Genomic DNA, 14,305 nt, shown 5'->3' on the forward strand with positions numbered 1-14,305 from the left:
AACGGTGGCTTAAAACATTCAGTCAACAGAGGAAAACCGATTAACCCGTTGGTGTTGGTTTATTACCTTCAAGTGCCTCAGGCACTACAATCCATTGCTGAGATAGCCAGTAATATGGCGTCCCTTGACGGTGCGGCGCCGTGCAATTTAAACGATGCCGTCCTTGGGTAAGCGGCTTAGGCGGTGTTGCTGAGAACTGAGTTTGTGATGAGTTCCAAACCACATCAATTGCCTGACCATTAAGAAAACATTGTAAATGAGGGTAATAGACACGCTTGGAAGGCAACACTTTGACCGATAAGTCTGGTTGCGTATTTTGCGTTAAAGGATCAGGCAATTGCTGGTAATCAACGGGGAGCGGAGAGGCCGTAATTTTGAGTTTAAGCGCTTTTGGCGTTGCGTAATGCCCAGCGGCATTAAACCGAGGTAGAGCTTGCCAATCACTGGTAGTACCTATCGAGCCAGATTGCTGACCAAAAGCAATATACCCTTGCACATCAAGCCACTGTTTTAAGGTGTTATTGTATTCACCATAAGGGTAAGCAAACAGCGCCGACGTCTGACCAATTTTGTTTTCAATTCGTTGCTGAGCTTGAGAAATATTGTCTTGCGCCCGTGTCAGCCAAGGCGCTTCACTCAACGCACCACGCACCAAATGCGCGTGATCGCGGGTATGATTCGCAATGGTCGCACCATTTTGTGCCATCTCTTTTAGTTGCGACCAGGTGCAATAACTTGGGTAATGATGATCGATCGGGTCAGTCGTCACAAAGACAGTAAACGGCATACCGCGTTTTTTAAGCTCGGGATAGGCATTCTTACATACGGAAGAAAAGCCATCATCAAACGTCAGAGCCAGGCTTTTTTGGGCTAACGGTTTTCCTGCGCGGATCCTCGCAACCGCCTGCTCTAGATTGACGATTTGATAGCCCTTCTCGACAAAATCATCAAGCTGAGCGGTAAAATCAGCCACCGTGGTCGAGGTAGAAAATGGCGTGTCATCCGCCACATGGTGATAAAGAAGCACATTGAGTGATTCGGCAGCCGCGCTCCCACTGATTAACGATACGATCAATCCAATGTATTTTGGCACCATGCTCTCCCACTGCAAATTCAATTAACTGCGCCAACTCACTCTCATAGCAAGTTTAAGATGCGCTCTCAGTCAAAGCGTAAATTCTAAGTGCATAAAAAATGGCGACAATCAACAAGGCATAAAAAAGCCAATCTGATTCCAACATCAAAAAACAAACGCTGAGCGAACATGCTCTCTTCTTAGGCTTTTCGACAAATGGCCGACGGACACCCGTTATTCACACATTGGTTCAATACATTTTGCCGCTTACACGATTGACTGACCACTGTTAGCGTAAAAGCGAGCACTATCCTTACTCTCTAAAGCTAAGCATGGAGACACATCACAAGTTCGTGAGCTTGACCTTCACTCTTTTGTCGATGTGCTAAGACTAATATTAAGTGAAACCAAATACCTAGCTGCCGTACGCCAACATCCCGATAATGGCGACAGACGATAAGGAAACCACAATGTCGCATCATGAAGCCCCCCGTCCTTACCAACAGCTTCACCAACAATTACTCAGTGTCATCGCTCCCTCTCGCATCATTACCAACCCTGATTTATGCCTTGCTTACGGAACCGACGCCAGTTTTTATCGTTTGATCCCTAAAATGGTCGTACGGCTAAAAAACATTCAGGAAGTCATATTTTGCTTGAAATCATGCCACCAACTTAACGTCGCGGTTACCTTTCGCGCGGCAGGAACCAGTTTGTCAGGGCAAGCAATCTCCGACTCGGTTCTTATAACGCTCACTGACGATTGGCGAGAACACCGTGTTCTGGAACAAGGCCGTAAAGTACGCTTACAGCCGGGTGTCATCGGTGCTGATGCCAATCGCTATTTAGCGCCTTATCAGCGGAAAATAGGCCCAGATCCGGCTTCGATCAACAGTTGCAAGATTGGCGGAATTGCTGCCAATAATGCCAGCGGCATGTGTTGTGGGACGGCACATAACACGTATAAGACCGTAGAGAGCATGAAAATCGTATTCAGTGATGGCAGCTTACTGGATACTGGAGATAGCGAGAGTATTCTCGACTTCAAGCAGCAACATCCACACTTTATCGAGCAACTTGAAACGCTTTGTGATGAGACCTTGGGCGATCCAGAACTGTGCCAGCGTATTTTTCATAAATATCGCCTTAAAAATACCACAGGCTATGCGCTGAACGCCTTAGTTGACTACCAAACCCCAATTGAAGTGATCGAGCATTTGATGGTCGGCTCTGAGGGTACGCTCGGGTTTATTGCAGAGATCACCTATAACACTATCGAAGACTGTCCGCACAAAGCGACGAGCCTGATGGTATTTAACGATATTGAAACCGCGAGCCAAGCCGTGACCGCGCTCGCTTCGACCCCGGTTTCTGCGGTTGAATTAATGGACGGACGATCACTGCGTTCGATTGCCCATCAACCGAATATGCCAGAGTTTATCGCCGCACTGGATTTCGATGCCTGCGCTTTACTTATCGATGTGCAAGGTAGCAATTGTGATGAACTCGCTCAACACTGTGACAAGGTAACCAAAGCATTACAGGCCTTTGAATTTAAAGCCTCAGTGCCCTTTACCCAAGATGCTGACGTCATTCAACATTTATGGAATATTCGCAAAGGCTTATTCCCAGCGGTCGGCGCAGTGCGAGACACAGGCACCACCGTAATCATCGAAGATGTCGCTTTTCCGGTCGACAAACTGGCGCAAGGCACGCGCGAGCTTCAGCAACTGCTCACTCAACATGGCTACGATGAGGCGATCATTTTTGGTCATGCATTAGATGGAAACTTGCATTTTGTCTTTACGCAGAGTTTTGCCTTGGCGTCTGAAGTCGAGCGCTACAGCGCATTTATGACAGACCTAAGCCAATTAGTCGCCGTCAAATACCAAGGGTCGCTTAAAGCCGAGCATGGTACTGGGCGCAATATGGCACCTTATGTCGAGCTGGAGTGGGGGCCTCAAGGTTACGCCTTGATGCAAAAAATCAAAACGCTGTTCGATCCCAAGGGGATTCTTAACCCTGGAGTATTGATAAACGCCGACCCAACGTGTCACCTAAAACACTTAAAGCCCATTCCCCCCGCCAACCCGCTGATAGATGCCTGCATTGAATGCGGTTTTTGTGAACCCGTGTGTCCCTCGCGGTCACTCAGCTTGTCGCCTCGTCAGCGTATTGTTCTGCACCGCGAGCGCCAGCATCGTGTGCACATGCAACAAAGCGTTCAAGATCTCGATGCACTGTTTCAATATCAAGGTATCGATACTTGCGCAGCAACTGGATTATGCGCCGAGCGCTGCCCAGTAAACATCAATACCGGTGATTTAATCAAACAACTGCGCGCTCAAACTGCGCCGAAAAATGGCGTAATTGCGCGTTGGAGCGCCAAACATTTCTCAGCAGTTACTCGGTTGGCGAAGATAGGCTTGAGTACGCAGTATCAAATCAACAAATGGGGCTCCGACCAAACGTTGTACAAGTGGAGCTTAGCGCTTCGTAAACGTACTCAGGACCAAACCCCGATCTGGTTCGCTGACTTACCGAAGGGCAATCACTTTGCTCTGGTCAGTGAACCTGAAACCCCTGCCAATTCCACTCATCGGAAAGTGGTGTATATGCCCTCGTGCAGCAGCCGTGTAATGGGAAATCATCGCCAGCAAAAAGACACGCGATCGTTAACCGAAGTGACCCTCTCTGTACTAAAAAAAGCGGGGTTCGATGTGATTATTCCACGCGATGTTGACCAACTTTGTTGCGGCATGCCCTTTGATAGCAAAGGCAAGCAGGACTTAGCCAGCGACAAAGCCCAGCAGTTACAAAAAGCGTTGTGGCAAGCGAGTCGCCAAGGTGAATATCCGGTGCTGATCGACACCAGTCCATGTGTGAAACACAGCCTCGAACAGTTTTCTCAATCGATGAAAATTTACGAGCCGGCCCAATTTACATGTGAGTACTTACTCCCTCTTTTGGACATTGAGCCAATTGAAGAAACCGTGATGCTGCATGTGACTTGTAGCAGCCAGAAGATGGGGTTAGAAGCCAGCATGCTTACGCTGGCAAAACGCTGCGCTCAAGAGGTGATTATTCCCGAGCATATCACCTGTTGTGGTTGGGCAGGCGATAAAGGACTGATAACACCAGAACTGAATGCCGCGGCGCTTGCACCGCTTAAACACCAAACCCCAAAGCAAGTCACTCGCGGATTTAGCAACAGTTTAACCTGCGAACTGGGCCTCACGTATCATAGCGGTATTTGTTATCAATCGATTCTTTATTTAGTGGATGAAGCAACAAAAACAAAAGTAACAACAAGCCCCTAAATACGCACGAAATACGCTAAGTCGCTCTTTTGGCTCTAAAGGTAATCGCGGCTTCGTTTGGCGCGCCTGACGATTTTTGGTTATAGTTATCTTCTTTTTGAGATGAGCGTAAGCAAATGAATATCATCATTGTGCATGGGCTGTATATGCATGGCGTGGTTATGAGGCCCTTGAGTCAAAGGCTGCGCAAAATGGGCTACCAAACTCAGGTTATTAGCTACAATACCGTCGCCATCAACAGCCAACGTGTATTTAACGCCATTGATACTGCGCTTAGCGACCATCAACCCAATATTTTAGTGGGCCACAGCTTAGGCGGCTTAATGATTAAGCACTACTTAGCCGCTCGTCGCCCATCAAGCGAGACGATTTCTCATGTGGTCGCGATCGGTTCTCCACTGACAGGCTCATCCATCGCCGAACAGCTGAAGAAAATTGGCCTTGGTGTCATTTTGGGAAATTCACCACAATTTGGTCTTAACTACCATCAAGACCAGTGGCAGCATCCGCAAAAACTCGGCAGCATCGCTGGCACGCTGCCGATTGGTTTGCGCCCACTACTGCTTGGTCGTGGCTTGATATCAGATGGTACCGTCACCGTTAAAGAAACCCAAATCGAAGGGATGACCGATCATATTAAAACTCGCAATACCCATACCAGCCTTATCTATCGTCATGATGTCGCAGACCAGATCGATCATTTTATTCGCCACGATCACTTTAATCACCACAATCATTAGTGGGTTTTAATATCCAGTCGATTGATTAATGATGGGTACCCCCATCCATCTTGACCCACTTGAACAGGATTTCCAGTAAGATATTCGTATAACGTCGGTGCTAAGGAACCATTTTCTTCAATCAACAAAGGATCGGCACCGCGTCCAACTTGCGCGCCCCAAAAACCAAGAAATGCGTCTTTCTCAAGGTAACTTTCACCCGCGTGTCTTCCCGGCACCTTCGTGTTGTAACCAATCCCTTGACGAGGAAATAAGTTAACCGTGCCTGCGCGAGGCTCTTCATACAATGCCGCTAATTGTGCAATAGCATCAGGACGCAGGCTCAACCGACTCACTTCCCGCCACTCGGCAGCGTTGCACCACGTATTGCTATCTTTCACCTCATCCGGATGCAAGCAATGCTGGCGTAGCGCTCGCCATTCAGAGCGCTGTGATAACGTAGGTACTTGGCGGTAAGGGTTTAGGGTTTCAATCCCCAGTAGCGACGCCTCAGTCGAATAGGTCTGATAGAAATAGCGGTCGCCTTGGCGCTCAATCCATTCATCAACCCGCTGTCCATTCCGAGTTGCGACTAATCGAATTCGGCACTGCTTGGCACCACATTCACCATCGCGAACCACCAAATAGTCGAGCGTATCTTTGAGTTGATTCACGGTGTAATCAATAATATCCACCCCCTTGCCCTGGCTATGACGTGGCTGCCAATTGACCAACTCTTGATAGTTTGGCTGGGCTTGCCACCCCGCTTTGGCGTTAAAGAAATCGAGCATAAAGTTCCCGCCAGCGGTAGAGGCAACAACCACATCCACCTCTTTATTACTTGGGTAATTCAACGCATTCGTCAGCTTTGGGCCTTCCCCTTCGTCTGAGGAGATCTTTTTCACCACCAGCGGATAATCGAGTGTGTCTTGCAAGGGTTCAAACACCACCTTCTCAGGATTTAAGGTGTAATAAACGGGGGCCAAGCCATGATCGCCCGCCATGCCCCATAAGGTTTGCCCGTAAACACCGGCACTGTGATAAGCGGACTCTAGCTGGCGAATCCAAAAATCGAGTCGATTCAACTCGCCACTGGGCATGATAATTTCATCACTGAACGGACCAACAAAGTGGGCAAAATGATCCGGCCACGGGTTGTATACGAGTAGATAATCCGGCATGCCTTGATGTTCAAGCGCCGCATAGCGCTCAAGGTTATCTTCGATTTTCCATTGTTGGGTATAACGTGTCACGATCGCCCAAAATGGCAGTTGCTGATAGCCTTCAATTTGGCGAATCAGCGCAGCACGCATTTCAGTGAGCCGAGTCTCGACTCGCGCTCGCCGGTTTAATTCTTTGACACAACGCTTTTCACCAAAGTCGCGCAGGCTTTCACCTGCACCGAGGTTGACCAAACTGTCAAAGCTCACATGCGCGTTCCAATCATATTGCGCATTACAGTTCATGGTATTGAGGTAGTTGAGGCGGTCAAACATGGTCTTTGCACCATGTTCATTCATCAACCGGTCCAGTTGCAACGCATCATTGCCGTAGAAGTAATAGGCTCGATCTTGCTTTCGATCGACAAAGTGAAAATTAGGAATACCGGTACCGCCTTGCCCGGATACCTTCGCTCCCGTTTTTATAATCGGTAAGTTACGTACGCTAATGGTCGGCGTGGATGATATGCCCACGTCTGCAATCGACGGTCGATGCTCAGCGTACAAACGTTTGAAAAACGGCAAGTAATACGGGTCGCGATATGGCTGTTGAGCAAGAATTTGAGCAAAACGCATACTTGGCTGATGCTCTGGCGTTTGATAATTCGTACTTGGCGTGAGTTGCTGGCGCTGCTGATAACGCTGATATATCTGGCCAATAAACCGAGAATTGGGGGTGACGAGCCCTTCAACGAGGCCTTGTTGAAGTCCATCTACGGTAATTTGCACTGCCAAACGGCGATGCTGACGAGCGCGTAAAAAATCGATAACCGCCTGGGGTTGCGTTTGGAAGTGTTCATCCAGCCAGTTTGCCACCTTCTGCTGACGCTCATCTTGATAAACAAACTGACGATAGGCTTTGAGCACATTTAAACGTACAAAATCGATGAGTGTAATGGTGATCGCCTCAGCACGATTGTTGACCTTGTCCATTTGTGATTCATCATTGTCGGCAATAATGCCTTGCAGCGCATGTTTCATCTCTCCCGCTTCCATTCCCTGCGAGAGCTGTTTAAGTACTCCGACAACAATCGGTTGAATTTTTTTAATCAGCGCTTGGTCTTGTGGTGAGTGTGATAAGTATTGATAACGATCAGGCAGCGTGTTTTGCTGTTGCCAGTCTCCAATCTCAACCAGTGCATCGTAAATCGTGACCATCGCTGCATAAAATTCTTGGTTCAGTTCAATGCCCGGCTGGTGGCCTTGATCTTTATGATCGGCTTGATGAGGTGGCGTCTGCTCACCTTCTTGAAGTTGAAACAGAGAATGCTGAAAAGGGATGACGGCCTGCTTATCATAAACCGATAACACATAACGTTTGAATTCATCCTCATCGCTAACGCCTGTGTATCGCTCATAATATTGATACAAGAAGTACCCTAAAGGAATGGCATAATCAGGATTGGAAAGTTGCGTAATGACGCGTTTTTTCGTCGCTGAGTCTAAGGGTAAAGTAAGGATAAATGCATCCAGAGTCATGCCGCCAATCGTAAATAGCGTCATATCCCTTGCAAATCGCGTAGAGTAAGTTAAACCCGAAACAATCTGATTTTTAAGTACTTCACTGGCATTAAATACGCCGCCAACAACTGGCGTCGTGTCTATTTTTGCCGCTGCAGAAATTGGCAACACCAGCAAAGGCAACGTCAGCCAATGACGAGTAAACTTATTCATGAGTATCTGCCTGAAACCTATCAACAATCCATAAACTTAATTTTACACATAAAAAAGCCCACATCGTGTGGGCTTTGTGAAATTGTAACGGGCATCCAAGTTCTTTGGTCAGCACAATTTGTGTTAAAGCATTAGACTTGGAAAAACGCCAGTTGCGCCTTTTGTTGCTCAGCCAATTTTGAAAGCTCAGCACTTGATGCTGCGCTTTGGCTGATACCCGCGACGTTTTGGCTAACCAATTCCGACATATTGACAACGTTGCGGTTGATGTCAGCCGTCACCTGTGACTGCTCTTCCGCAGCAGTCGCAACTTGCGCGTTGGCGTCATTGATACTCATCACTGCCCCCGTAATCCCCTGCAGAGCATCGTTGGCTTGTTGAGTAAGCTGATTATTTTTCGCCAGCATATCCAAACTTTGCTGCATACTCTCGTTAGCGAGGCCAGATTGAGTTTGCAACTGTTCAATAATGGTTTGGATTTCGACTGTCGAATCTTGCGTTCTCGCAGCCAGCATTCTTACCTCATCAGCGACAACCGCGAATCCTCGCCCTGACTCACCTGCACGCGCCGCTTCGATCGCCGCATTCAGAGCCAGCAAGTTTGTTTGCTCTGATACGCCGCGAATCACTTCCACAACATCATTAATTTGCTCAGATTGATTTTTAAGCTGCATCACGACGTCAGCGGCCTTTGCAAGTGCATTGTTGACTTGCTCGCTCGCCTGATGGCTTTCTTCAAAGATAGATAATCCTGATTGCGCTAACTGATCCGCTTCACGAGCGGTACTATCGGCAATGGAGGCGTTATCGCTAACGTTGTGCGCCGTACTGGCCAACTCGTTAACCGCCGACGCCACTTGCTCAATCTCAGCGCGTTCTTGTTGGGCGTTTTGCTCGGATTGAGTCATCACTGCGGCAAGCTCTGTAGCCGCCGCCGCGACATCTTCACTGATTCGAGTTAAAGACTCCACAGTGGTATGCAATTGTTCAACCGTCGTATTCACATCACGACTAAGCAAACCAATTTCACTGTCACCTGACACTTTCGAGCGTATTGAAAGGTTGCCTCGAGCCACCTCTTTCATGACATTTTGCAGCTGCTTAATCGGTTCAACAATCAGGCCTGATAAAAACCATCCAACCATTAAAGAGATGACCAAAACGGCGAGCACACACAATGTGGCCACTGTTGTCACTTCTTTACTGTGCTCGGTACTGCGTTTGATCGCCTGTTCAACGTTCTCATTCACTTTAAGTGACAAGTTATTGATCGCCGCCACCATGTCATTGCCGGCATTTCGGTAACCAGTAATAAATTGATTACGCTCTGAAGACGAGACCAGACCTTGGTCAGCACGATTAAATAAATCAATGGAACGATGGGAAAAATCGATATACAGATTGATCGTATCGTTCACACGTTTGATCTCATCTTTGAATAAGCCCTTTTCCGCAATCGCTTTAAGGTCTTGTTGCATGTCAGCCATGCCAGAGGTGAGTTGTGTAGCAAACGTATCTCGACGACTCGAATCATATATCGCGTAAACCGCACTGATACGAAGTGGGAAAACTTTGCTCACGACATCAGCAATCGTATCTTTGTAGAAAATAAGTTCACTGGTGTTTTTTGACATCACCTTTTGTTCATCTTCTAAGCTATTTTTCGTCATCCATAAAGATATTAATAAAACCAGAGCGGTAAATAGCACTGGTACTAAGACTTGCGTTCGAATAGACAAGTTTTTTAAAGAGAAGTGCATAGAGGCCTCTACTGTAGTCTTTCTCAATTATTTTTAGTTGGTTTTTATTAGAAAAAATCGATTTTAGTCTAGTCGAGCTATTTATACGAGTCTACATAAAAAGTTCACTGTATTCATAACTTTAGCAATACCTAAAATAGAGAATAATAGAAATGAATTGAAAGATGGGGAATTTGGTTAAGGATACGTCGTATTTCGGCCTCTATACGATTAAAACGTATAAATATTAAATAAAAAATATGGATAATATATAAATATAAGTTTTCAAAACTGAATAAATAATAAACAAACCATCAATTTATCTATTAATAAAAATATATTTAATCCTCATAAATAATAAGAGTAAGATTCCATAATCTAATGTAAATAGGCAAAACGCTCTAAAAAATAATCCCCACACAATGGCGGGGATTATTCGTTAAATCTGACGATTACAGTTTAAATCGAGCGATCTCTTTGCCTAACTCATTGGCCAATCGATGAAGCTCTTGAGCTTGCTGAACTGCGCTCTCAGCATCGTGGGCAAGATGATCACTCACTTCACGCACGGATTCACTGTTGTTGCTGATATCCGACGTAACCAGTGATTGCTCTTCAGCGGCCGAAGCAATTTGCGTCGCCATATCGCTGATTTGTTTGATCGCTTCACTGATACGGTTAAGGCTTTCAGCCGTTTGATTGACATCTTCCACACTGGTTTCAACCAACTGATGGCTTTCCGTCATCACCGTGACTGCGTTTCCTGTTACCGTTTGCAACCCAGAAATCTTGGTCTGAATTTCTTCTGTCGAAGCATGAGTACGTTGTGATAGCACCCGCACTTCATCAGCGACAACGGCAAAGCCACGGCCTTGATCGCCTGCTCGAGCTGCTTCGATCGCAGCATTGAGAGCCAGTAAGTTGGTTTGTTCAGCAATATCACGAATCGTCGACAGGATGGTCGAGATGTCATTGGCGTGGACCTCTAACTCACCAATAATGCTTACCGCGTTACTCAGCTCTTTAGCCAATTGATCAATAGAGCTCTTACTTTGCTGCATTTGCTGGTAGCCTTGAGCTCCCAACTCAACCGACTGATTGGCATTCTTCGCTGTATTTTCTGCATTACCAGCAATTTCCGATGTAGCGGATGCCATCTCGGTGACTGCGGTTGCTACCATGGTGATCTCATCTTGCTGCTGACCAATTCGTTCACTACGCTCTTTGGCGGCGGATGCCGCATCATTAGCACGACCATTCAGTGATACGGTCACTTCTTGAACGTTTTTGACCATCACGTGTAAACGGTCAATAAACTTGTTGAATTTATCGGCGAGCATACCCACTTCATCTTGGCTGCGAACACTAAGACGACGGGTTAAATCCCCATCCCCTTCTGCAATGTCAGCAAGGGCATTTGCAATATTACCGAGTTCACGTAATTGACGCGCGACAAACCACGCCGTAAGCAAGGCCATCATTACCAGAATCACCAGCCCTATCGAAGCTTGGGTAATCAAAAGTTGATGAATCGGTTGTTCCAATACCGATTTGTCCATCACCATCACCAGCATCCAGTCAGTATTGTCGATACTTTGCGCCATCAAAACCTTATCTTTACCATCAATTTCGGTTTCCAACGGTGAAAGGGATTTGGCGGTTTGATTTAAGCGAGTAATAGTGAGATCGGGCGCCATCTCTTCCGTGGTTTTAAGATTTAATTCCTTATTAGGGTGGGCCACAATCGTGCCCTTTTGGTTCACCAAAATCGCGTAGCCTTTGCCGGGCACTTTAATCGCTAGGACATCTTTGATCAGTTTATCCAACGCCAAGTTTGAAGCCGCAACCCCAGTAAACTGGCCATCAACAAACACAGGGTCAGCCAGCGTCACGACCAGAGTTTGCATGGTGACACTGACATAAGGGTCAGTGGTAATGGCTTCTCCCGCTGCTTTTGCTTGCTTATACCAACCGCGGACTCGCGGATCGTAACCCGCTTTATTTAACGATGGGTCTTGACGGTACATCTCTCCCTTTTCATTACCATAATAACTCAGCCCAAATGATCCCGACTGAAAGGTTTGTCTTAAATGGGGGACGATATTAAGCTCAGGATCTTGCTCTATTTCTTGTTTTAGTCCTTTGATTGATTGTTGTTTGGTGTACATCCAATCGCCGATGCCTTTTGCATGGGCCATCAATGTATTGCGACTTTCGCTTTCAATCGCAAGCCAGCTCTCTTGCTTAAACGCTTGATACCCGGCAGCGACCAAAATAGCCGCCGTCAGTGCAATCGCGATAACCACAGAGAAAACCATTTTCCTCTTTAAACTCAATTGCATGAATTCACTCCTCACTTTGTCATCGCACGCTAGTACACGTGTCTTCTTCGAGAGTAGTCGAAATTTTGCAAACCAGCGGTAATATTTCTCACTATTGGACACTCATTCACCGTTCTTTAAGTCAAGACGTTAACTCGAGTCCAAAACGGCCACTGAACTGATGTTTTTTTATCCCTGAGACAAACTCATTTACATCTTCAAAATCGCGATAAATCGCATTCTCAGCAATTTGAGCTACGGTTTCTAAGGCAGAGTGAAAAATTCAGCACAAGGAGTTGTGAATGCAAGAAAAAACACCTCAAACCCCGGCCACACCAAACTTAAATGATATTCCCCAAGAGGCCTTTGATTGGTACGACGAATATGCCCACGGCCTGATTGACCGCCGAGAGTTTTTGAGCCGCCTGGCAGGGTTAGCCGTCCTCGGATTCAGTGTTACCGCCATATCTTCCGCGTTACTCCCTAACTATGCACAAGCCGAACAAGTCTCTTTTAATGACCCAGACATCAACGCGACCTACCAAAAATTCGCCTCGCCAGATGGGCATGGCGAAGGACAAGGCTATCTCGTGATGCCAAAAAAAATGACTCAGCCGGCGCCTGTTGTCTTAGTCATTCATGAAAATCGCGGGCTTAATCCTTACATCAAAGATGTCGCTCGACGCGTTGCCAAACAAGGGTTTATCGCATTTGCCCCCGATGCGTTATACCCGGTTGGTGGCTACCCCGGGAACGATGATCAAGGCCGAGCGATGCAAAAAGACTTAGAGCGAGCCAAAATCGAGGCCGATTTTGTCGCGGCTGCGATGTATTTGAAAAACCACCCAAGTGGTAACGGAAAGTTAGGGGCTGTCGGGTTTTGCTTTGGCGGCTATATCGTCAATATGCTCGCGGCAAAACTGCCTGACCAACTCAATGCCGGCGTTCCTTTTTATGGCACACCAGCGGCAGAATCACTGCGTGATAACGTCAAAGGCCCACTGATGCTGCAATTTGCGGGTTTAGATAAGCGAGTCAACAACACTTGGCCAGATTATGAAGATACGTTAAAAGCCAACAAAGTGGATTATATCGCCTACACCTATCCCGAGGTAAACCACGGTTTTCATAATGATTCAACTGCACGCTACGCTGAAAAAGAAGCTGAACTGGCTTGGCAGCGTACCCTTTCGTTCTTCAAACAGCAGTTGATGAGTTGAACTCAAACGCCGTGAGTAAAGCGGCGCTCTGCACCAATCACCCAGTCAACAAATAACTGAGACGCTGGGTGTTGGCTCTGCTCAGAGATAGACAAGAAAAACGCATTTTTATTGAAATCGACAGGCTCAGTAATCGCCACTAATTGGCCGCTTTCAAGTAAGTCTCTCACTTGCCAATCCCATGCTAAGGCGATCCCTGCATCGTTCACTGCCGCATGAATCACTGACACTTGGTCTTCGACTTGAATGACGTTTTCGGGTGTTTGCAGTTCAACACCATATAGTGTCGCCCATGTTTCCCATCCTTCCCAAAATGACAACGGTTCTTTCAATTGTAAAATAGGTAACTGCCATAACTGATTAACATCCGAGCAGTGAGGATACTTTTTCTCAAAGGCCGGACTGCATACTAAGACTATCCGTTCAGCAAACATCAAATGGTTATTCTTATTCACTGAATCCATTGAGGAATAAAAGAAAGCCACGTCGTAATCACTGTTATCCCCCACATGGCGTTCATTGTTGGTCACTAAATTAAGCAGAATATCAGGATGACGGTTACGAAAGTCATCAAGGCGAGGCAACAGCCAAAAGTGGGAAAAACAACTGCCAATCTCGACATTCAAAGGAACAACATCATGGCTATCGTCCATTTTGCTACTGGTCGCTGAGAGCAGTTCAAGCGCCTCAGTGACATAACCTAGGTACTCTTCTCCCTTTGCCGTGAGCGTTACGCCCTGCTTGCTGCGTATAAACAGCTGAGTATTCAAAAATTCTTCCAACTTTTTTATCTGTTTACTCGCCGCTGTCGGGGAAACACACAGTTCATCCGCAGCGCGCGTCAGGTTGCCTAAGCGCGCAGCAGACTCAAAGGTAATCAGACTACTTAAACTGGGAATATTACGATGAACGATGGGCATTGCGCCGCCTTATCATAAACTTTTAGTTCAGAATACCTTAACAAAAAAGCGATTTACCTACAATTTAACCCCTCTATCATAAACTTTATATTCACTA

Annotated in this window: 8 protein-coding genes; 3 read left to right on the plus strand and 5 right to left on the minus strand. The window is 46.7% G+C overall.

Translation table 11 applies throughout. From position 1 onward, the window contains the following. Positions 1–40: 40 nt before the first annotated feature. Positions 41–1,093: a polysaccharide deacetylase family protein gene (locus ACFFUV_RS10040; RefSeq protein ID WP_390192020.1), complete on the minus strand. Its 1,053-nt coding sequence runs from the start codon at positions 1,091–1,093 to the stop codon at positions 41–43. Positions 1,094–1,518: 425 nt separating this feature from the next. Here ACFFUV_RS10040 and ACFFUV_RS10045 point away from each other — a divergent pair, with 425 nt between their 5' ends. Together ACFFUV_RS10045 and ACFFUV_RS10050 are read left to right on the plus strand one after the other, a co-directional pair. Further along, positions 1,519–4,395 carry an FAD-binding and (Fe-S)-binding domain-containing protein gene (locus ACFFUV_RS10045; protein WP_390192023.1) on the plus strand — a complete coding sequence of 959 codons (2,877 nt, stop codon included), beginning with the start codon at positions 1,519–1,521 and terminating at the stop codon, positions 4,393–4,395. Positions 4,396–4,511: 116 nt separating this feature from the next. Continuing rightward, a complete protein-coding gene (locus ACFFUV_RS10050) occupies positions 4,512–5,135 on the plus strand; it encodes an esterase/lipase family protein (RefSeq protein WP_390192025.1) in 624 nt (207 codons plus the stop codon). On the opposite strand, the gene ACFFUV_RS10055 is transcribed toward ACFFUV_RS10050, so the two are convergent. The 3 genes from ACFFUV_RS10055 to ACFFUV_RS10065 all read right to left on the minus strand — a co-directional run bounded on the left by ACFFUV_RS10055 (position 5,132) and on the right by ACFFUV_RS10065 (position 12,089). Further along, a complete protein-coding gene (locus ACFFUV_RS10055; protein WP_390192026.1) occupies positions 5,132–8,008 on the minus strand; it encodes an alkaline phosphatase family protein in 2,877 nt (958 codons plus the stop codon). The two genes, ACFFUV_RS10050 and ACFFUV_RS10055, sit on opposite strands and share 4 nt — an antisense overlap. Before the next feature lie 131 nt (positions 8,009–8,139). After that, positions 8,140–9,768, minus strand: coding sequence for a methyl-accepting chemotaxis protein (locus ACFFUV_RS10060; RefSeq protein ID WP_390192027.1), 1,629 nt, complete (start codon positions 9,766–9,768; stop codon positions 8,140–8,142). A gap of 431 nt (positions 9,769–10,199) precedes the next feature. After that, positions 10,200–12,089 carry a methyl-accepting chemotaxis protein gene (locus ACFFUV_RS10065; RefSeq protein ID WP_390192030.1) on the minus strand — a complete coding sequence of 630 codons (1,890 nt, stop codon included), beginning with the start codon at positions 12,087–12,089 and terminating at the stop codon, positions 10,200–10,202. Positions 12,090–12,370: 281 nt separating this feature from the next. Here ACFFUV_RS10065 and ACFFUV_RS10070 point away from each other — a divergent pair, with 281 nt between their 5' ends. Continuing rightward, positions 12,371–13,288 carry a dienelactone hydrolase family protein gene (locus tag ACFFUV_RS10070; protein ID WP_390192033.1) on the plus strand — a complete coding sequence of 306 codons (918 nt, stop codon included), beginning with the start codon at positions 12,371–12,373 and terminating at the stop codon, positions 13,286–13,288. A 2-nt stretch (positions 13,289–13,290) separates the two neighbouring features. Here the strand turns inward: ACFFUV_RS10070 and ACFFUV_RS10075 are convergent, their stop codons facing one another. Next, positions 13,291–14,208 (minus strand): LysR substrate-binding domain-containing protein, encoded by a 918-nt coding sequence (locus ACFFUV_RS10075; protein ID WP_390192035.1) that lies wholly within the window; start codon positions 14,206–14,208, stop codon positions 13,291–13,293. Between the last annotated feature and the right edge of the window lie 97 nt (positions 14,209–14,305).

Source organism: Vibrio olivae, assembly GCF_042428525.1.
Lineage (GTDB): Bacteria > Pseudomonadota > Gammaproteobacteria > Enterobacterales > Vibrionaceae > Vibrio > Vibrio olivae.

Coding starts and splice junctions, on each gene's coding strand:
- ACFFUV_RS10065 (WP_390192030.1), bottom strand. CDS start 12,089: ATGCAATTGAGTTTAAAGAGGAAAATGGTTTTCTCTGTGGTTATCGCG.
- ACFFUV_RS10050 (WP_390192025.1), top strand. CDS start 4,512: ATGAATATCATCATTGTGCATGGGCTGTATATGCATGGCGTGGTTATG.
- ACFFUV_RS10060 (WP_390192027.1), bottom strand. CDS start 9,768: ATGCACTTCTCTTTAAAAAACTTGTCTATTCGAACGCAAGTCTTAGTA.
- ACFFUV_RS10070 (WP_390192033.1), top strand. CDS start 12,371: ATGCAAGAAAAAACACCTCAAACCCCGGCCACACCAAACTTAAATGAT.
- ACFFUV_RS10075 (WP_390192035.1), bottom strand. CDS start 14,208: ATGCCCATCGTTCATCGTAATATTCCCAGTTTAAGTAGTCTGATTACC.
- ACFFUV_RS10045 (WP_390192023.1), top strand. CDS start 1,519: ATGGCGACAGACGATAAGGAAACCACAATGTCGCATCATGAAGCCCCC.
- ACFFUV_RS10055 (WP_390192026.1), bottom strand. CDS start 8,008: ATGAATAAGTTTACTCGTCATTGGCTGACGTTGCCTTTGCTGGTGTTG.